This is a genomic window from Thiobacillus denitrificans DSM 12475, from assembly GCF_000376425.1.
Lineage (GTDB): Bacteria > Pseudomonadota > Gammaproteobacteria > Burkholderiales > Thiobacillaceae > Thiobacillus > Thiobacillus denitrificans.
Window position 1 is genome coordinate 129,628 of the sequence record NZ_AQWL01000005.1, and the last position, 17,651, is coordinate 147,278.

Below are 17,651 nucleotides of genomic sequence, written 5' to 3' on the forward strand. Positions count from 1 at the left end.
GCCGCGGCCCCTTCCACCCGGGCCGGCTCGCCCCCGACAAACAGCCCGCACCCGCTGCCGCCGGAAACACGAAGCAGACAGGGTTGCAGGCTTTGCTCGATACAGCGCCCATGGGTGGTGCTGGCCAGGGTGGCCGCCGGTTCGATCTGCCACCACGTGCAGTTGATGCACAGGCCCCAGCTGGACATCCTGCTGCCCATCGTCCTCTCTTTCGTCAATCAATCACATTGATCGAGAAGGGCGCACACTCGCCCGGCGCCCGCTTCATTCCCAATAGGGACGCACGTCGTAATGGGAATGTACGGAGGACCCCCAGGCGCGATCGGAGAAGTTCGGCCAGTGATCCTTGTCGAAGCCCGGCGCGTTTTCGAGGCTCTCCTTGCTCTGATCGAAAATGAAGCGGTGGTTCTCTGCGTCTAGCTCCATCGCCGACAACGGGACCGCAAACAGCTTGCTGCCCAGGCCGAACAGGCCGCCGAATTCCAGCACGGCATAGGCGACGCGGCCGTTATCGACGTCTATCATCAAGTCTTTGATATCACCCAGATCATCCCCGTTACGATTGACGACCTTATCGCCTGAAATCGTGCTGGAGGAGAGGACGGGGCTGGCGGTAGTGGGATTCATGAGATTCTCCTGGTTCTGTTAGGACCTGTGGATGGGACACCTCCGCGAAGGCATGCGGACACGCAGACTCAACGTCCCGGAAGCTTTTCCGGGATCGGGTTGTGTCCCTGGGGGTACTTGCCGGGGGCTTTCTTGACCGGTTTGGTTCGGCCGGGCGAGCCTTTGTCCTGCTCGACCTTGCTCTGGCCCCTGGCATGTGCGCGTCCCTCGGCCTCGGCCTTGCGCATTTCGTCCTTCTCCTGAGCATTGCGCGGGGCTGCGTCCCGGGCCGCCTGTTCGACCTTGCCGGATTGCGCGAACTCACGGACATGCTGGTTGTATTTTTTGGCCGAAGCGTAATCGCCTTCGCCCTGGACCCTGGATTTAGAGGTACTGGATGTCATCTGGTTCGCTCCTGTCTATCTGGTGCACGCGAGACGGATGCCTTGCGTGGCAGGCACACCATCCGCCGCGATCAGACGGGTGGCCAAGCAGTCGAAGACCGGGCCTGAGGGAAGCATTGTGAGTGAGCGGCAGCGACCCTACAGTCGGAGCCAGCGGCGGATTCGCGTAGGAATAATCCGAAACAGCGTGGGACAGGCGTTATTCGCCCGGGAGCGCGGGATCCTGGTCGAATGTCTTCAGCAAGCCGGCAAGCAGGTCGAGCGCATGCGTGCCGCGGGTCTGCTCGACGCTATCCAGGCTATCGTCGTAGCACAGGGCGTAAATGAAATTCCGCCCTTTGAGCAGCGACGGGCCGCTCAAAGGGCCCTGATGCAGCAAACTGAAATCGTCGTGCCTGGGGTCTGCGTGGATCCGCTCGACCAGGGCGCCCACTGCCACGGCGTCGCCTTCAAGATACTGGCAGAACCGCAACCCGTCGAACACAAGCAGGCTGCCAATTCCGCGCGCCTGGTTGCGCTGACGCGCAGTACGGACAATTTCGGCCACGCAGGCCGGTGTGGTCGCGGGGGAAAGGCGGCTGATGTAGAGCAATTGGAAGCGTTCCCGCACAGGCATCGGCGCCTCCCGCCATGTTGAGACCCGCTAAATTAGTCTTAAATTCTCATTGACACAATGCAAAAAGACATAAACGTCACAACCTGTTCGCTACTATGGGAAATGTGACTGATTGCGAGCCGCCATGAATTTGCCGATATCCTGCAGACAGTGTCCGTTACGCGGCACGCACGCGTTTTCCCCCTATTCCGACGAGGAAATCGACTTCATCCAGGGAATACTGGCTCACCAAGTCAACGTCAAGGCCGGCACCATCTTTCTGCATGAAGGCGACGACGGCAAGCAGCTTTACACCGTGCTGTCGGGCTGGGCGTTCCGCTACGGGTCGCTGAGCGACGGGCGGCACCAGATTTTCAATTTCCTCCTGCCGGGCGACTTCATCGGCCTGCAGCATCAGCTTGAGGAAGCTTCGCAGCACGGCGTCGAAGCGCTGACCGACCTCACGCTATGCGTTTTTCCACGCGATGGGGTATGGGATCTGTATCGCACCCATCCTGCCCTGGGATTGGACCTCACCCGGCTGTGTGCCCACGAGGAACGGATCGTCGACGCAAACCTGCTGTCCGTGGGCCGGCGCTCGGCGACCGAGCGTATCGCGATGCTGCTGATCCACCTGTACAAGCGCGCCGAGCGTGTCGGTCTGGCCGGGTCGGACGACCTGGACTTTCCGCTTACCCAGCAGCACATTGCCGACGCCCTCGGTCTTTCACTGGTGCATACCAACAAGACGCTGAAACGTCTGCAAAAAAGCGGATTCTTTACCCTGGCCGAGGGCCGGTTGAAGCTGGTGAATCCGGCTGCGATGGCACGCCTGGCCGACTACCCCGCATGGCCGCTGCGCGCCCATCCCCTGATCTGAGCGCCGCGGTCCATTCAGCCTGTCCACCCTGCAGGGCTCACGCTCCGGCCCACGGTCGATTCGGGCGGAAATCCGGGAACCTCCTGCTTCATGCGGGAACTTGAATGCCTCACTTGACTCTCCCATGATGGTAAGGTTTATGTTGTCGGCATCTGTCTCAATCGGTAATCCATGATGAACACTTCCAACGCCTCCCCACTTGCCGTCGGCATCCAGGGCATGACCTGTGCCAGTTGTGCGACACGCGTTGAAAAAGTGCTCAAGCAGCTGCCAGGCGTGACGGGCGCTACGGTGAATCTGGCGACCGAAACCGCGACGATCACGGGTGCGACCGATGCAACTTCGGTTCAGCGCGCCATCGAGCAAGCCGGCTTCAGCGTGCCGACCGAGTCGCTGACCTTCGACATCACCGGCATGACCTGCGCGAGTTGCTCGGCGCGGGTGGAAAAGGCGCTTGGCAAAGTACCCGGCGTACTCGATGCCAGCGTCAACCTGGCTACCGAGCAGGCGGTGGTCGAGGTGGCGCAGGGCACCTCAGCCGCCGCGCTGATCGCCGCGGTGGAGCGCGCCGGCTATGGCGCGCAACTGCCGCAGACGGCAAGCGCCAGTCCGGCCGCCCCGGCGCGCGCCCTGCCCGACTGGTGGCCGGTGGCACTGGCGATAGCGCTATCGCTGCCACTGGCCGCGCCCATGCTCGGCAGCCTGTTCGGCGTGCACTGGATGCTGCCGGGCTGGCTGCAGATGGCGCTGGCGACGCCGGTGCAGTTCTGGCTTGGCGCGCGTTTCTATCGCGCCGGCTGGAAGGCGCTGCGCGCCGGCAGCGGCAACATGGACCTGCTGGTGGCCGTCGGCACCAGCGCGGCTTATGGCTTGAGCGTGTACCTGCTGCTCACCGAGGCCGACGCCATGCACCTGTATTTCGAAGCCTCGGCGGTGGTGATCAGCCTGGTGCTGCTGGGCAAATGGCTGGAGGCGCGCGCCAAACGCCAGACCACCGAAGCCATCCGCGCCCTGCAGGCCCTGCGCCCGGCCACCGCGCGGGTGCGCCTCGACGGCGTCGACCGCGACATGCCGATCGACGCGATCCGGGTGGGCGATCTGGTGGTGATCCGCCCCGGCGAACGGGTGCCGGTCGACGGCGAGGTGATCGAAGGCGAAAGCCAGATCGACGAATCCATGCTCACCGGCGAGTCTCTGCCGGCCGACAAGCAGCCGGGCGATACGGTGACCGGCGGCGCCATCAACGCGCACGGCGTGCTGCTCGCACGCACCACGGCGGTGGGAACGGAGACCACGCTGGCGCGCATCATCCATATGGTGGAAAACGCGCAGGCCGCCAAGGCGCCGATCCAGCGCCTGGTGGACAAGGTGAGCGCGGTGTTCGTGCCGGTGGTGATGGGAATCGCATTGCTCACCTTTGCCGGCTGGTGGGCGCTGGGCGGCGACGCCGAACAGGCCATCCTCAACGCCGTCGCGGTGCTGGTGATCGCCTGTCCCTGCGCGCTCGGCCTGGCCACCCCCACCGCCATCATGGCAGGCACCGGCGTCGCCGCGCGCCACGGCATCCTGATCAAGGACGCCGAAGCGCTGGAACTGGCGCACAAGGTCAACACCGTGGTGTTCGACAAGACCGGCACCCTCACCGACGGCACCCCGCACGTAGTGGCCTGCCTGGCTGCGGACGGCCACGACGAAAGCGAGGTATTGGCCATCGCCGCCGGGCTGCAGGCAGGCAGCGAGCACCCGCTGGCGCGCGCGGTGCTGGCGAAGCACGCCGCTTCCGCTGGTACACCCCTGCTGGCGCGCGCACAGCAGGCGCTGCCGGGGCGCGGCATTGCCGGCGAAGTCGGCGGCACGGAATACTGGCTGGGCAATCGCCGCCTGATGACCGAGAACGAGGTCGCCACCGCAGCGCTCGATGCCGCCGCGGCCGAACTGCAGGCCGCAGGCCGCACCGTGTCGTGGCTGGCGCGCGCCAGCGACCGCCGCGCACTGGGCGTGCTGGCCTTCGGCGACGCCATCAAGCCCACTGCCGCCGCAGGCGTGGCACGCCTCAAGGCACAAGGCATCGCCACCGTCATGCTCAGCGGCGACAATCACGGCGCCGCCGGGGTGGCGGCCCATGCGCTCGGCATCGACAGCGTGCTGGCCGAAGTGCTGCCGGCGGACAAGGCCGCGCACGTCGGCCAGCTCAAGACCGCGGGCAGGACGGTGGCGATGGTCGGCGACGGCATCAACGACGCCCCGGCGCTCGCCGCCGCCGACGTCGGCATCGCCATGTCCTCCGGCAGCGACGTCGCCATGCATACCGCCGGCATCACCCTGATGCGTGGCAACCCGGCGCTGGTGTCCGACGCCATCGACATTTCCCGACGCACCTACAGCAAGATCCGGCAGAACCTGTTCTGGGCCTTCGTCTACAACGTGGTCGGCATTCCGCTCGCCGCGGCGGGCCTGCTGAACCCGGTCATCGCCGGCGCGGCGATGGCATTCTCCAGCGTCAGCGTAGTGAGCAACGCGCTGCTGCTGCGGCGCTGGCGCCCTGCCGGGGACGCGCGATGAACATAGGCGACGCCGCCCGGGCCAGCGACGTGTCGGCCAAGATGATCCGCCATTACGAGCGCATCGGCCTCATCCGCACCAGCAGCCGCACCCAGGCGGGCTACCGGCAATATCACGAACGCGACGTCCACTTGCTGCGCTTCATCCGCCGCGCGCGCGATCTCGGGTTTTCGCTCGACCAGATCGGTCAGCTGCTGTCGCTATGGGACGATCCCGGGCGTGCCAGCGCCGACGTCAAGCGCCTGGCCGAAGCGCATATCGCCGATCTCGACACCCGCATCGCGGCGCTGAGCGAGATGCGCACCACCCTGACCACGCTCGCGCAGGCCTGCCATGGCGACCACCGCCCCGACTGCCCCATTCTGCAGGGCATCGCCGACGCCACCTGAACGCGCCGTGCCGCTGATTACCGCGGCCGCCCTTCCCAGTCGTACTCCACCTCGATCAGCACCCGCGCGCGCACCGGGCGGCCGTCCTTTTGCGCCGGGGCAAAGCGGGCGTCGCTGAACGCCTTCAACGCAGACGCTTCGAATGTGCCGGGCGGGACGGCGCTCACGACATCGACATCGCTGACGCGGCCATCGGCTTCCAGCTTCAGTTGCAGCCGCACCTTGCCGGACAGCCGCTGACGGTCGGCGGCGTCAGGATAATCCGGCACGATCTCGCGCAAGGCACGCGGAGGCACATCGACGTCGCGCGCGCCGTAGTAGGTGAGATCGACCGGACTGGTGATCGTCACGCCCGGCAGCGGCGCGGAAGTGGCCGGCGACGCCGGATCAGGCTGGAGCGTGGCGGGCGCGGCCGGCGGCACTTCGGCGGCAGTCGGCGCGGGAGGCACCGGAGGCGGCGCTGCCGGCTCGGCCACCGGCAGCGCCTGCGCCGTCTCGCCCGGCGCAAGCGGGGGCGCATCCGGCGCGGAGTCGCCCGGCGTTTCCGCTGCAGGCGTGCGTTGCGGCACCTCCGCGGCAGGCAATGCGGTGTGCGGCGACTCCAGCCGCGCCTCGATCACCGGCTCGCCCAGGCTCACCGCAGACGGCGGCGCCACCTGTACCAGCGCAATCAGCGCCGCATGCAGGCCCAGCGAAATCCACACCGCCACCAGCGGCCGCTGCAGCCGGGGCGGGATCACCGGTTCGTCGAAGGAAGCGTTCACCGGCATCGGAACCTGCCAGGGTATTCATGCCCTTCGGGGTATTCATGCCCGGGGGGGTGTGCACCCCCCCCCGGGTACTTTTTGACCGCCCGGCAAACCGGGGGCACTGGCCTAGAATGGTGGCCAGAAAAACACCAGGAGAAGACCATGAAAAGACTCGTCATCGCGGGCGCCATCTTAGCATCGGCGCTGGGCGCGCCGGCCTTCGCCAACGCCGTCGAACTGAGTAAGACCACCATCCAGGCCGCCGACGGTTCCGACGTGCCGGTCGAAATCGCCACCCCCGCCGGCAAGGGCCCGTTCCCGCCGGTGCTGTTCATCCACGCCAAGCGCGGCTACGAAGGCGACGAGCGCGCGCACGTGCGCGAACTCGCCGAGCAGGGCTTCCTGGTCGTCGCGCCCGACTGGCAGAGCGGCCGTTTCATCGAGCGCTGGCCCTCCGCACACAACCCGGAAACCGAAATGGATGTGGAAGCGGGACTCGACTATCTGAAGTCGCTGCCCAACGCCTGCAAGCAGCCGGTCGGCATCGTCGGCCTGTCGCGCGGCCCCTACTATGCCATTCGTCTCGCCGCCAGGCGCGGTCCCGACATCGCTGCCATCGTCAGCTACTACGGCCATATGCAGAACCCCAATGCACCGGAACCCGACCAGCTGTTCCGCATCGCGCCCGAGATCACGCAGCTCACCACCCCCATGCTGTTCCTGATCGGCGACGACGATTACGAACTGCGCCGCATGAACGGCGGACGCGCGTTCTATGCGCTGTGGGAGCGCGGCGTGCCGGTGGAATGGCAGGAATACCCGATGGCGCGGCGCGCGTTCGACTTCCGCCCCGACCAGACGCCGGAGGAAAAGATTGCAACGCGCCATGCGCGCGAACGGGCGAAGACCTGGCTGGCGCAGTGGATGAAGCTGACGCCGCAGATGGAGTGCAAGTGAACCCTGCCGTCGTTGCGAGGCACATGACGACAAACACGCCCGATGGTTAAACCTTTGCCGAACGGCTGACCGCTGGCCGGGAGGAGCCCGGTGGTCCGTCACTTTTCCTGTCTTGCCGGGGAAATTCACCAGGGGGTGACGCCCCGTTTTGGTCCCGATTTCCCGTTCCATGCACCACAAGTGTGGCGCCCGGCCCGGCGCCACGCGGCCGGAAAACCGGCAGGCGTCTGATTATCAAGCGTTCCATCAACTGGCACGCCCCCTGCTCTATCCCGATTGTCTATCCAGATCGCAAGACCGGGGCGCTCTCCGCGTAGAGAGCAGGCCATGGTTGTCAATCTGCGGATACGGCAACAACCACGCGCTCAAGCCGACCTGCCGGCCACAGCCACACCCAGGCAGTCTCCTCCGGCATTGCGGCCTCTGCGGAGGTCGCCTTTTTTTGAGGGGACGGAAAATCAAGACCCTGCGTGTACTGATTATCGAAAACCAGTCCGAGCGACTGGCGATGCTGGTACCGGCGCTCGAGGCGGCGGGCTGCGTGGTCGCGGCCACCCTCGATTCGGTGCACAACCTGGATGCGCAGATCCGGAGCCTGCGCCCGGACGTGGTGCTCATCGTGCAGGACTCGCCCGGCCGCGACACGCTGGCGCACCTCTGCGTGGCGAACCGGGACTGTCCACGGCCGATCGTGATGTTCACCGGCGACGGCAGCGCGGAATCGATCCGCGCGGCAACCCAGGCCGGGGTGACCTCCTACGTGGTCGACGGGCTCGACCCGGCACGCATCCGTCCCATCCTCGACGTCGCGGTATCGCGCTTCGAAGCCTTCCAGGCATTGCACGGCGAACTTGAGCAGACCCGCCTCGAGCTGGCCGAACGCAGGCTGATCGATCAGGCCAAGGCACGGCTGATCAGGCAGACCGGCGCAGCGGAACCCGAGGTGTATCGCGAGATGCGGCGCGCGGCGATGGATCGCGGCATGAAGCTGGCAGACATCGCGCGCCAGATCCTGCAAAAAACCTAGGGCCTGTTTGGTGCAGGGCGGCGCGAATGTGCACTGCATAGGTGCGCACTCGCAACGTGCCGGTCAGGCCGCCAGACAACGGAAAGCCCTCCCAGCCAGAAAACGCAAGGCATCCGTGGCTCTGGCACAGCGGTTGCTATACCCCGACTGAACAGTCGCAACGATGTGGCTTTCAACGTGACCGTGATGTATTCATTCTTGGACAAAGGCGTCCGCCCCGAAGGCGACGCCTTTTTTTATTTGGAGAACGCACCGTGAGCGACACCCAGGACAAGCCACTCATACAGGACCCGGGCAGGCGTGATTTCATGAAAAAAACCACCGGGCTTTCCGTCGCCGCCGCTCTCATGGCCATGCTGCCGCCCGGCGTGCGCAGCGGCGCCTGGGCCGCCGGCTCCGACGCGCCGGAGAAACCCAGGCTCAGCGTCGGCTTCATCCCGCTGACCGATTGCGCGTCGGTGGTGATGGCCTCGGTGAAGGGCTTCGACCGGAAATACGGCCTCACCATCACGCCCAGCAAGGAAGCCTCGTGGGCAGCGGTGCGCGACAAGCTGGTGAACGGCGAACTCGACGCTTCCCATGTGCTGTACGGCCTGATCTACGGCGTGCAGCTCGGCATCGGCGGGCCGAAGAAGGACATGGCGGTGCTCGCCACGATCAACCACAACGGCCAGGCGATCACGCTGTCGAAACAACTGAAGGACAAGGGGGTGAGCGACGGCGCCTCGCTCGCCAGGCTGGTGAAGGTCGAGCCGCGCCAATACACCTTCGCCCAGACCTTCCCTACCGGCACCCATGCGATGTGGCTGTACTACTGGCTGGCCGCCCACGGTATCGATCCGTTCCGCGACGTCAGGAACATCGTCGTGCCGCCGCCGCAGATGGTCGCCAACATGCGGGTCGGCAACATGGACGGTTTCTGCGTCGGCGAGCCCTGGGGTGCACGCGCGATCCGCGACAACATCGGCTTCACCGCGGTCACCACGCAGGACATCTGGAAAGACCATCCGGAGAAGGTGCTCGGTACCACCGCCGACTTCGTCGAGAAATACCCCAACACGGCGCGGGCGATGGTCGCCGCGATCCTCGATGCGTCGAAGTACATCGACGACATGAGGAACCGCTCCGAAGTCGCGAAGGTGATCGCCGCCAAGTCCTACGTCAACACCGATTTCGACTCGATCGAGGACCGCATGCTCGGCCGCTACGACAACGGCAACGGCAGGAAGTGGGCCGACCCGAACCACATGAAGTTCTTCAACGGCGGTCAGGTCGGTTTCCCCTACCTGTCCGACGGCATGTGGTTCCTCACCCAGCACAAGCGCTGGGGCCTGCTGAAGGCGCATCCTGACTATCTGGCGGTGGCGAAGAAGGTCAACCGCATCGACGTGTACAAGCAGGCCGCTGCGATGACGAAGACGCCGCTGCCGGAGTCCGGCATGCGCACCTCGAAGCTGATCGACGGCGTGGTGTGGGACGGCAGGAATCCCAAGGCCTACGCCGACAGTTTCAAGATCAAAGCCTAATCAGTATGCGCACCCCGGCATGGCCGGGGCACAAGGAGAACCTGCATGAACACAGTCACATTGAATGACCGAAGTCTATCCGTGGTGATGGATGCCCCGGAAACCGAGGTCATCCCCACGCCGGCAGCACCCACCCGGCGCACGCCCTATTTCGAAACCGAATCGGGCAAGCGCTTCCTCGAAGGCACGCTGAATCTGTTCAGGAACGCCATCCCGCCCGTGCTCGGCATCGCGCTGTTCGTCGCATTGTGGGCGCTGATCGCCAATACCGGCGGCAAGATACCCGGCCCGGCCGAAACCTGGGGGGCGGCAATCGCGCTGTTTTCCGACCCCTTCTACGACAACGGCCCCAACGATCAGGGGATCGGCTGGAACATCCTCAATTCGCTGACCCGCGTCGGCATCGGCTTCGGCCTTGCGGCCGCCGCCGGCATTCCGCTCGGTTTCATGATCGGCCGCTTTGCCTTCCTCAACCAGATGCTCTCGCCCATCATCGGCATCCTGCGGCCGGTGTCGCCGCTGGCCTGGCTGCCGATCGGCCTGCTGGTTCTGCAGAAAGCCGAGCCGGCATCGATCTGGGTGATTTTCATTTCCAGTATCTGGCCGATGGTCCTGAACACCGCCGCCGGGGTGCAGCGCATCCCGCAGGACTACATGAACGTCGCGCGTGTGCTCAACCTGTCGGAGCTGAAGGTCTTCACCCGCATCCTGTTCCCGGCCGTGCTGCCCTACGTACTGACCGGCGTGCGCCTGTCGATCGGCGTCGCCTGGCTGGTCATCGTCGCCGCCGAGATGCTCACCGGCGGCGTCGGCATCGGCTTCTGGGTGTGGGACGAATGGAACAACCTCAACGTCGCTCACATCATCATCGCCATCTTCGTCGTCGGTATCGTCGGGCTGCTGCTGGAGCAGGGGCTGATGCTGGTCGCGAAGCGGTTTAGCTACGAGTAAGGGGCCAGGGGATGTGGCGCGGCGTAGCCGCACCCCCCTTAATCCCTAACTCCTGGCCCCTAGATCCTAAGGAGAATTCAACATGCAAAACTACGTCCAGATCGAAAACGCCGGCATGGTGTTCAGCACCAGGAAAGGCCGCTTCACCGCACTGACCGGCATCAACCTCAACGTCGGGCAGGGCGAATTCATCACACTGATCGGCCACTCCGGCTGCGGCAAGTCGACCCTACTCAATCTGGTGGCGGGCCTGCTCGACGCCAGCGACGGCGTGCTGCTGCTCGCCAACAAGGAGATCAAGGGGCCGGGACCGGAACGCGCGGTGGTATTCCAGAATCATTCGCTGCTGCCATGGCTCACCGCATTCGAGAACGTCCATCTGGCGGTGGAAAAAGTGTTCGGCGGCCGCGAAACCCGCGCGCAACTGAAGGCGCGTACCCGCGCCGCACTCGATCTGGTGGGTCTGGGCCATGCCGCGGCCAAGCTGCCGGGCGAGATCTCCGGCGGCATGAAGCAGCGCGTCGGCATTGCCCGCGCGCTGGCGATGGAACCGAAAGTGCTGTTGATGGACGAGCCCTTCGGCGCGCTCGACGCGCTGACCCGCGCCCACCTGCAGGACGAACTGATGAAGATCGTCGCGGCGACAGAAAGTACCGTCATCATGGTGACCCACGATGTCGACGAGGCGGTATTGCTGTCCGACCGCATCGTGATGATGACCAACGGCCCGGCCGCCACCATCGGCGAAATCCTCGGCGTCGATCTGCCACGGCCGCGCGAGCGCCTGCAGCTGGCGCACGACCCGCACTACTCCGCACTGCGCAGCCAGGTGCTGGAATTCCTCTACCGCCGGCAGATGCGGCCGCAAGAAGCAGCCTGAACCCCTGTACGCCTGCGCTCGTCGCGGCTACCCGCTGCGTCGTGAACAGATCGATTCCGCACTGCCCCGGCGGCGCCGTATGAACGGCATGGCGTTCATCTTGCCGCCTCACTCCGGCGCCAGCGTCTATATTTCAATTGACGTCCGGTTGCCGGCACGGCTTCCCGGCGTGGCATCTTTTCAAGGAGACATCATGTTCAATCGAATTCTGGTGGCAGTGGATGCGAGCGAAACCAGCGATCTTGCGCTGCAGGCTGCCATCGGGCTTGCATCCGAACAGCACGCCAGCCTGCGGATCGTGCACGTGATCGATGCCACGAACATCAACAATTTTGGCGCCGAATTTATCGACCAGCCCGCCATGCTGGAGGGCATCGCCAGAAACGGGCAGTCTATCCTGGGCCGGGCAGAAACGGCCGCGACGGCTGCCGGGGTTGCGGTTGAAACGCATCTCATCCAGATCGAGACCATGAATCAGCGGGTATCCGAGGCGATTGCCAACGATGCGGAAGCCTGGCCGGCCGATCTCATCGTCATCGGTACCCATGGCCGCCGCGGACTGACGCGCCTGTTACTCGGCAGCGTTGCCGAGGGGACCGCACGTCTTGCCGTCAAACCTGTTTTGCTGATCCCTGGCAAATAGGCGTTTCCCATCGCCTGGCGGCCGGCTTGCCGAACCGCCCGAACACGCGGGCGGGGCAGCGCGCCTTGCCCCGCCATGCAGGTGCGGCTAGACTCTCGGGGTTGCTTTCTATCCGCCTGTTTCGTGAATTCTCCCCGCCCTGCCTGCCATGCCGCGCCGACGTGAGCCCCGCCCTGCGCCCGCGCTGGAACTGAAAACCACGCGGCTTGCCGGGATACAAGTCATCCTCAACAGCGCCGAACATGCTGCGCTGAACACGCACCTCACCACGCTGTTCGCCGCGACGCCGGATTTCTTCGGTGGCGAGGCGGCGGTATTCGAGTGCGGCCGTCTGCCGGCCGATGCGGCATCGCCCGACTGGACCTGGCTGGCGCAGGAACTGAAAAACCGGGGACTGAACCCGTTCGCAGTGCAGAATGCGTCGCCCGAACTGGCCGCCGCCGCCGCGCAGGCCGGGTTGCTGGTGCTCAACGATGTCGCGCCCACGCCGGCGGCTGCGCCGGTCGACGCGCCGTCCGCGCCGCAACCCGAGGCCACCCCGGAACCCGCCGCCGTTTCTGCCACCGCCCCCACCCGCATCATCGACAAGCCGCTGCGCTCGGGCCAGCGGGTGTATGCGGCGGGCGGCGACATCGTGGTGCTGGCCGCGGTCAACCCCGGCGCGGAAGTGATCGCCGACGGCAGCATCCACGTCTATGCGCCGCTCAAGGGCCGGGCCCTCGCCGGCGCGCGCGGCGACACCTCGGCGCGCATCTTCACCACCCATCTCGAGGCCGAACTGGTCTCGATCGCCGGCGTCTACCGCACCTTTGAATCTGCGCCGGATGCCGCCGTGGCGTGCAAACCCGCGCAAATCCGCCTGGCCGATGCCAGCCAGATCGTCATCGAACCTCTCTAACCCCCCAGCAAAAAAGGAAGCTCCGTGACCACCATCATCACTGTCACCTCAGGCAAGGGCGGCGTCGGCAAGACCACCACCAGCGCCTCGATCGCCAGCGGCCTGGCCCTGCGCGGCTTCAAGACGGCCGTGATCGATTTCGACGTCGGCCTGAGGAATCTCGACCTCATCATGGGCTGCGAGCGCCGCGTGGTGTACGACTTCGTCAACGTCATCCAGGGCGACGCCAACCTGCACCAGGCGCTGATCAAGGACAAGCACGCCGACAACCTGTTCGTGCTGCCCGCCTCGCAGACGCGCGACAAGGACGCCCTGACCGAGGAGGGCGTGGAAAAGGTACTGCAGGAACTGGCGCATCAGGGATTCGACTACGTCGTCTGCGACTCGCCCGCCGGCATCGAACACGGCGCGGTGGTGGCGCTGACCTTCGCCGACGTGGCGATCGTCGTCACCAACCCGGAAGTCTCGTCGGTGCGCGACTCCGACCGCATCCTCGGCATCATCCAGTCGAAGAGCCGCCGCGCCATCGAAGGCCGCGAACCGGTGCAGGAACACCTGCTGGTCACGCGCTATTCGCCCAAGCGCGCGCACGATGGCGAGATGCTGACCTACACCGACATCCAGGAACTGCTGCGGATTCCGCTGTTGGGCGTGATCCCCGAATCCGAGGCGGTGCTGCAGGCGTCCAACCAGGGCATCCCGGCCATCCATCAGAAAGACACGCCGGTCGCCGACGCCTACCAGGATACGATCGGCCGTTTTCTCGGCGAGGAACACCCACTGCGTTTCGTCGAGTACGAAAAGCCGGGCCTGATCAAACGTCTGTTCGGAGGCAAGTGACATGTCCTGGCTCTCCCTCATATTCGGCGAAAAGAAAGCCACCGCCTCGGTCGCCAAAGAGCGCCTACAACTCATCATCGCGCACGAGCGCGCGAGCCTGTCCGGACCGGATTTCCTGCCCGACCTGCAGAAGGATCTGGTCGCGGTGATTTCCAAATACTTCCCGGTCAACCCCGACGACATCAAGGTGGGGCTCGAGAAACAGGGCAATTACGAAGTACTGGAAGTCAACATCGTGCTGCCCGAGGGACACTGAGCCCGCGCTACCCGGGCGCCCTCGCGGGGCGCCCGTTCCGGCGGCGCCCGAGTCGGGAGCGGAATGCAGGCAGGATAAAGGCCGGCTCATGGAAATTCCCCATGCCATGGCTTACTGCGTCGCCACAAGACCGACAGCGGACTGGTTTTCGCGTCCGACTCGCTCACCAACGCCGGCATCGGCCACGCCAGAGCCCATTCCAGGATGCACGCCTTCGTGCAAGCGGACGATCGCATGTTCGTGCTGCTGGAAATATTGTTCACTGCTTACCCTTCCCCCCTGCCGCCCGGACCAGCAGCAGCGCCCGCTCCCGCGCGTTCTGCGCCAACTGCGCGGCACGCGCGAATTCGGCGCGCGCCTCCTCGATCCGATCCAGCTTCGCCAGCAAATCGCCGCGCACCGCCGGCAGGAGGTGATAGTCCTTGAGCGCGGGTTCGCCAACGAGCATCTCGACCAGTTCCAGCCCCGCCGCCGGGCCGAAGGCCATGCCGACGGCGACGGCGCGGTTGAGCGCCACCACAGGCGAAGGCGCGACCTGCGCCAGGGCGTCGTAAAGCGCGGCGATGCGTGTCCAGTCGGTATCGGCGGCGGTGCCGGCCTGGGCATGGCAGGCAGCGATGGCGGCCTGCAGGGTGTAGGCGCCCAGCGGCCCCGGCAAGGACCGCGCGTGATCCAGCGCCGCCAGCCCGCGCCGGATCAGCAGCCGGTCCCAGTGGCTGCGATCCTGCTCCAGCAGCAGGACAGGATCGCCGTGGGCGTCGACGCGCGCGGCGAGCCGCGAAGCCTGGATTTCCATCAGGGCGAGCAGGCCATGCACCTCGGCGACCCCGGGCAGCCGGCTCGCGAGTGCACGCGCCAGACGCTGCGCCTCCTCGCACAGCGCGGGGCGCGTCCAGTCGTCGCCAGCCGTGGCGGCGTAGCCCTCGTTGAAAATCAGGTAGAGCACCTCCAGCACCGACGGCAACCGCGCGTGCAGTTCGGTGCCGCGCGGCATCTCGAAGGGCACGCGCGCTTCGGCCAGCGTGCGCTTGGCGCGCACGATGCGCTGCGCGATGGTGGCGGGTGGCTTGAGATAGGCGCGCGCGATCTCCTCCACCGACAGGCCGCCGACCACCTTCAGGGTCAGCGCCGCGCGCGCCTCGGGCGACAACAGGGGATGGCAGGCAGTGAAGACGAGTGCAAGCAGGCCATCGCCGATGTCGTCGTCGAGCGCAGCGTCCACCGCTTCGGCGAAGTCGGCTTCGCAGATCGCATGCTGCGTGTCGATTTCGACGGCGAGTTCCGCGTGCTTGGGCGCGGCCTGCGCGCGATGGCGCAGCACGTCCAGCGCGCGCCGTTTCGCCGCCGTGGTCAGCCAGGCCGCGGGATTGTCGGGCAAGCCCCCAGTCGGCCAGTGTTCCAGCGCCACCACCAGCGCATCCTGCGCGCATTCCTCCGCCAGCCCCAGGTCGCGCGTGATCCGCGCGACGGCGGCGACGACCCTGGCCGATTCGATGTGCCAGATCGCCGCGAGCGTGTCGCCGACCGCGCTGCGGGGTGCGCTCATCGTGCCGCGCTCGCCATGGGGTCAACGGCTCGCCAAAGCATGTGCCGGAAATCCGTCCGTCCTGAGCCGAGAGGTGTCATCGCCATCGCTCCCGGCCATCTCAGCCTTCCGGCGGGGAATTCATCTGAAACACCTCCCAGACGTGTCCGTCCCGGTCCTGGAAGCCATGCTGGTACATGAAGCCGTGATCCTGCGGCACGCTGTAGGTGTTGCCGCCGGCGGCCACGGCTTCCTTGACCATCGCATCCACCGCCGCGCGGCTGTCGAGTTGCAGCGCCAGCAGCACCTCGGTGGCGGCACGCGCGTCGGCAGGCGGATTCGGGGCGAAGCCGGCAAAGCGTTCATTCGTGAGCAGCATGGCGTAGATGTTCTCGCCGACGATCATGCAGGTGGCGGTGTCGTCGGTGAATTCCGGATTGAAGGTAAAGCCCAGCCGGGTGAAGAAGGCGATGGATGCGTTCAGATCGGCGACAGGCAGGTTGACGAAGATTTGCTTGACCATGATGTGCGCGCCTCAGTGCTCAGCCTGCCGCCGCGCGTTCGAGCGCGGCGATGTCGAGTTTCTTCATGCCCATCATCGCCACCATTGCGCGGTCGGCACGGCCGGGGTCCGGATCGGTGATGAGGTCGATCAGCCGATCCGGCACGATCTGCCACGACAGGCCGTAGCGGTCGGTGAGCCAGCCGCACTGCTGCGCTTCCACCGGCCCGTCTGCGCCGAATTCTTCCCAATAATGATCGACCTCGGCCTGCGTCTTGCAATGTACGACGAAAGACACCGCCGGGCTGAACTTGAAATGCAGCCCGCCGTTGAGCGCGGTGAAACGCTGGCCGTCGAGTTCGAATTCGACCGTCATCGCCGTCCCGGGGGGTTGACCGTGCTGTTCCCGGCCCGCTTCGCTGTAGCGCGTGATCTGGACGATGCGCGAGTTGGGGAAGATTGAAACGTAGTGCTCGGCGGCTGCCTCGGCCGCGCCGTCGAACCAGAGAAAGGGCGTGATGGTTGGCATGGGGGCTCCTGAAGAAGGCGACGGAACAGCCCGTCAACTATACGACGGCTGGCGGGCCCGCAGATCGACATGGCGCTCCGGCCCGACCTGGAATATTTCCGGCCCGCCGCCGGCCGTCAGGCCTCCAGCCCCAGCGCCTGCGTCTGCGGATCGTCCGCGACGGGGCGGACTTCGACGCAGCCGCGCTGCGCACCCGGGATGCGCGCGGCGATGGCGAGCGCGGCGTCCATGTCAGGCGCGTCGATCAGGTAGTAGCCACCCAGCAGCTCGCGGGTTTCTGCGAAAGGGCCGTCGGTCACGCTTACGCGGCCTTCGCGCACGCGCACGGTTTTCGCGGTCGCGGCGGGCAGCAAGCGGTTGCCGGAAACGAAATGGCCCTCGCGTTTGATCGCCTCGGTGAAGGCCAGGTAGTCGCCGAAATGCGCCGCCCGGTCGGCGGGCTCCAGGTCTTCCATCATCTGCTCGGCGCAGATCAGGCAAATGAATTTCATGCTCGCTCCGTGGTTTTCAGTCAGCCAATCGGCCCAGTCTTTCTATTGCTCGAAAAGCTGGATCGGCAGCATTTCGGATGGGTTGGATCGCGGTTTCATTTCTTTCTTTCCCGACGCAACAAGGCAGGTTCCCTGTCTTATCCGCCCGCAATGGCGCCGACGATGACCAGCGGCTCTCTGCCTGTGGCGACGGCTTCGGGCAGCAGCGCCTTCATCGCCAGGTTCGAGCAATCGTCCTGGCAGGCATAGAAACGCACCAGCGGACGGCGCTGTCCCGTCGCGCGGTCGCGCACGGCACCGGCGAGCATGGGGTAGGCCGCTTCGAGTGCATCGAGTACGGCGGCAAGCGTCACCGGGCCAGCGACGTCGAGGTCGAGCTCGGCATCGCTATGCGCCAGCGTGTACAGGTGATACGGCAGGATGACGCGCACCGTGGCCATG

At 65.8% G+C, this 17,651-nt stretch carries 21 protein-coding genes; 12 read left to right on the plus strand and 9 right to left on the minus strand.

Features of this window, described 5'->3' with window-relative positions; all coding sequences use genetic code 11:
* Window positions 1-264: 264 nt before the first annotated feature.
* The 3 genes from B059_RS0109480 to B059_RS0109490 all read right to left on the minus strand — a co-directional run bounded on the left by B059_RS0109480 (window position 265) and on the right by B059_RS0109490 (window position 1,626).
* On the minus strand, window positions 265-627 hold the full coding sequence (locus B059_RS0109480) for a PRC-barrel domain-containing protein (protein WP_018078011.1): 363 nt from the start codon (window positions 625-627) through the stop codon (window positions 265-267).
* A gap of 68 nt (window positions 628-695) precedes the next feature.
* Window positions 696-1,010 carry a hypothetical protein gene (locus B059_RS0109485; protein WP_018078012.1) on the minus strand — a complete coding sequence of 105 codons (315 nt, stop codon included), beginning with the start codon at window positions 1,008-1,010 and terminating at the stop codon, window positions 696-698.
* 199 nt (window positions 1,011-1,209) lie between these two features.
* On the minus strand, window positions 1,210-1,626 hold the full coding sequence (locus B059_RS0109490; RefSeq protein WP_018078013.1) for a BLUF domain-containing protein: 417 nt from the start codon (window positions 1,624-1,626) through the stop codon (window positions 1,210-1,212).
* Between the two features lie 124 nt (window positions 1,627-1,750).
* Here B059_RS0109490 and B059_RS0109495 point away from each other — a divergent pair, with 124 nt between their 5' ends.
* From B059_RS0109495 to cueR, 3 genes are all read left to right on the plus strand, one after another.
* Entirely contained in the window at window positions 1,751-2,485 is a 735-nt protein-coding gene (locus B059_RS0109495; RefSeq protein WP_018078014.1) for a Crp/Fnr family transcriptional regulator, read from the plus strand.
* A 174-nt stretch (window positions 2,486-2,659) separates the two neighbouring features.
* The gene (locus B059_RS0109500) at window positions 2,660-5,047 is read left to right on the plus strand and encodes a heavy metal translocating P-type ATPase (RefSeq protein ID WP_018078015.1); all 2,388 of its coding nucleotides are present in this window, start codon (window positions 2,660-2,662) and stop codon (window positions 5,045-5,047) included.
* Window positions 5,044-5,436, plus strand: a complete 393-nt coding sequence (gene cueR / locus B059_RS0109505; protein ID WP_018078016.1) for a Cu(I)-responsive transcriptional regulator — start codon at window positions 5,044-5,046, stop codon at window positions 5,434-5,436. The genes B059_RS0109500 and cueR overlap by 4 nt, the downstream gene beginning before the upstream one ends.
* 17 nt (window positions 5,437-5,453) lie before the next feature.
* Here the strand turns inward: cueR and B059_RS0109510 are convergent, their stop codons facing one another.
* The gene (locus tag B059_RS0109510; protein WP_018078017.1) at window positions 5,454-6,206 is read right to left on the minus strand and encodes an energy transducer TonB; all 753 of its coding nucleotides are present in this window, start codon (window positions 6,204-6,206) and stop codon (window positions 5,454-5,456) included.
* A 141-nt stretch (window positions 6,207-6,347) separates the two neighbouring features.
* On the opposite strand from B059_RS0109510, the gene B059_RS0109515 reads away from it, so the two are divergent.
* The 9 genes from B059_RS0109515 (at window position 6,348) to minE (ending at window position 14,163) form a co-directional block, all read left to right on the plus strand.
* On the plus strand, window positions 6,348-7,142 hold the full coding sequence (locus tag B059_RS0109515; RefSeq protein ID WP_018078018.1) for a dienelactone hydrolase family protein: 795 nt from the start codon (window positions 6,348-6,350) through the stop codon (window positions 7,140-7,142).
* Between the two features lie 442 nt (window positions 7,143-7,584).
* Entirely contained in the window at window positions 7,585-8,169 is a 585-nt protein-coding gene (locus B059_RS0109520; RefSeq protein ID WP_018078019.1) for an ANTAR domain-containing response regulator, read from the plus strand.
* Window positions 8,170-8,477: 308 nt separating this feature from the next.
* Window positions 8,478-9,695, plus strand: coding sequence for a CmpA/NrtA family ABC transporter substrate-binding protein (locus tag B059_RS0109530; protein WP_211206895.1), 1,218 nt, complete (start codon window positions 8,478-8,480; stop codon window positions 9,693-9,695).
* Between the two features lie 45 nt (window positions 9,696-9,740).
* Window positions 9,741-10,646 (plus strand): nitrate ABC transporter permease, encoded by a 906-nt coding sequence (gene ntrB, locus B059_RS0109535; protein WP_038058482.1) that lies wholly within the window; start codon window positions 9,741-9,743, stop codon window positions 10,644-10,646.
* Between the two features lie 82 nt (window positions 10,647-10,728).
* On the plus strand, window positions 10,729-11,526 hold the full coding sequence (locus tag B059_RS0109540; RefSeq protein WP_018078023.1) for an ABC transporter ATP-binding protein: 798 nt from the start codon (window positions 10,729-10,731) through the stop codon (window positions 11,524-11,526).
* A 79-nt stretch (window positions 11,527-11,605) separates the two neighbouring features.
* Window positions 11,606-12,169 carry a universal stress protein gene (locus tag B059_RS0109545; RefSeq protein ID WP_245538770.1) on the plus strand — a complete coding sequence of 188 codons (564 nt, stop codon included), beginning with the start codon at window positions 11,606-11,608 and terminating at the stop codon, window positions 12,167-12,169.
* 148 nt (window positions 12,170-12,317) lie between these two features.
* Window positions 12,318-13,067: a septum site-determining protein MinC gene (minC, locus tag B059_RS0109550; RefSeq protein WP_018078025.1), complete on the plus strand. Its 750-nt coding sequence runs from the start codon at window positions 12,318-12,320 to the stop codon at window positions 13,065-13,067.
* Between the two features lie 24 nt (window positions 13,068-13,091).
* The gene (gene minD, locus B059_RS0109555) at window positions 13,092-13,907 is read left to right on the plus strand and encodes a septum site-determining protein MinD (RefSeq protein ID WP_018078026.1); all 816 of its coding nucleotides are present in this window, start codon (window positions 13,092-13,094) and stop codon (window positions 13,905-13,907) included.
* 1 nt (window position 13,908) lies between these two features.
* A complete protein-coding gene (gene minE / locus B059_RS0109560; RefSeq protein WP_018078027.1) occupies window positions 13,909-14,163 on the plus strand; it encodes a cell division topological specificity factor MinE in 255 nt (84 codons plus the stop codon).
* A gap of 259 nt (window positions 14,164-14,422) precedes the next feature.
* Here minE and B059_RS0109565 read toward each other — a convergent pair whose 3' ends face one another.
* From B059_RS0109565 to B059_RS0109585, 5 genes are all read right to left on the minus strand, one after another.
* Complete coding sequence (locus B059_RS0109565; RefSeq protein WP_018078028.1) at window positions 14,423-15,709, minus strand: RNA polymerase sigma factor; 1,287 nt, start codon at window positions 15,707-15,709, stop codon at window positions 14,423-14,425.
* Window positions 15,710-15,809: 100 nt separating this feature from the next.
* Window positions 15,810-16,211 (minus strand): VOC family protein, encoded by a 402-nt coding sequence (locus B059_RS0109570; RefSeq protein ID WP_018078029.1) that lies wholly within the window; start codon window positions 16,209-16,211, stop codon window positions 15,810-15,812.
* A 19-nt stretch (window positions 16,212-16,230) separates the two neighbouring features.
* On the minus strand, window positions 16,231-16,719 hold the full coding sequence (locus tag B059_RS0109575; RefSeq protein ID WP_018078030.1) for a VOC family protein: 489 nt from the start codon (window positions 16,717-16,719) through the stop codon (window positions 16,231-16,233).
* Window positions 16,720-16,835: 116 nt separating this feature from the next.
* The gene (locus B059_RS0109580) at window positions 16,836-17,210 is read right to left on the minus strand and encodes a YciI family protein (RefSeq protein WP_018078031.1); all 375 of its coding nucleotides are present in this window, start codon (window positions 17,208-17,210) and stop codon (window positions 16,836-16,838) included.
* Window positions 17,211-17,347: 137 nt separating this feature from the next.
* Window positions 17,348-17,650 (minus strand): MoaD/ThiS family protein, encoded by a 303-nt coding sequence (locus B059_RS0109585; protein WP_018078032.1) that lies wholly within the window; start codon window positions 17,648-17,650, stop codon window positions 17,348-17,350.
* Window position 17,651 lies beyond the last annotated feature (1 nt).

Bases quoted from the DNA above. Each gene is read 5' to 3' on its own strand.
- B059_RS0109480 (WP_018078011.1), bottom strand. From the start codon at position 627: ATGAATCCCACTACCGCCAGCCCCGTCCTCTCCTCCAGCACGATTTCA.
- B059_RS0109485 (WP_018078012.1), bottom strand. From the start codon at position 1,010: ATGACATCCAGTACCTCTAAATCCAGGGTCCAGGGCGAAGGCGATTAC.
- B059_RS0109490 (WP_018078013.1), bottom strand. From the start codon at position 1,626: ATGCCTGTGCGGGAACGCTTCCAATTGCTCTACATCAGCCGCCTTTCC.
- B059_RS0109495 (WP_018078014.1), top strand. From the start codon at position 1,751: ATGAATTTGCCGATATCCTGCAGACAGTGTCCGTTACGCGGCACGCAC.
- B059_RS0109500 (WP_018078015.1), top strand. From the start codon at position 2,660: ATGAACACTTCCAACGCCTCCCCACTTGCCGTCGGCATCCAGGGCATG.
- cueR (WP_018078016.1), top strand. From the start codon at position 5,044: ATGAACATAGGCGACGCCGCCCGGGCCAGCGACGTGTCGGCCAAGATG.
- B059_RS0109510 (WP_018078017.1), bottom strand. From the start codon at position 6,206: ATGCCGGTGAACGCTTCCTTCGACGAACCGGTGATCCCGCCCCGGCTG.
- B059_RS0109515 (WP_018078018.1), top strand. From the start codon at position 6,348: ATGAAAAGACTCGTCATCGCGGGCGCCATCTTAGCATCGGCGCTGGGC.
- B059_RS0109530 (WP_211206895.1), top strand. From the start codon at position 8,478: ATGAAAAAAACCACCGGGCTTTCCGTCGCCGCCGCTCTCATGGCCATG.
- ntrB (WP_038058482.1), top strand. From the start codon at position 9,741: ATGAACACAGTCACATTGAATGACCGAAGTCTATCCGTGGTGATGGAT.
- B059_RS0109540 (WP_018078023.1), top strand. From the start codon at position 10,729: ATGCAAAACTACGTCCAGATCGAAAACGCCGGCATGGTGTTCAGCACC.
- B059_RS0109545 (WP_245538770.1), top strand. From the start codon at position 11,606: ATGAACGGCATGGCGTTCATCTTGCCGCCTCACTCCGGCGCCAGCGTC.
- minC (WP_018078025.1), top strand. From the start codon at position 12,318: ATGCCGCGCCGACGTGAGCCCCGCCCTGCGCCCGCGCTGGAACTGAAA.
- minE (WP_018078027.1), top strand. From the start codon at position 13,909: ATGTCCTGGCTCTCCCTCATATTCGGCGAAAAGAAAGCCACCGCCTCG.
- B059_RS0109565 (WP_018078028.1), bottom strand. From the start codon at position 15,709: ATGAGCGCACCCCGCAGCGCGGTCGGCGACACGCTCGCGGCGATCTGG.
- B059_RS0109570 (WP_018078029.1), bottom strand. From the start codon at position 16,211: ATGGTCAAGCAAATCTTCGTCAACCTGCCTGTCGCCGATCTGAACGCA.
- B059_RS0109575 (WP_018078030.1), bottom strand. From the start codon at position 16,719: ATGCCAACCATCACGCCCTTTCTCTGGTTCGACGGCGCGGCCGAGGCA.
- B059_RS0109580 (WP_018078031.1), bottom strand. From the start codon at position 17,210: ATGAAATTCATTTGCCTGATCTGCGCCGAGCAGATGATGGAAGACCTG.
- B059_RS0109585 (WP_018078032.1), bottom strand. From the start codon at position 17,650: ATGGCCACGGTGCGCGTCATCCTGCCGTATCACCTGTACACGCTGGCG.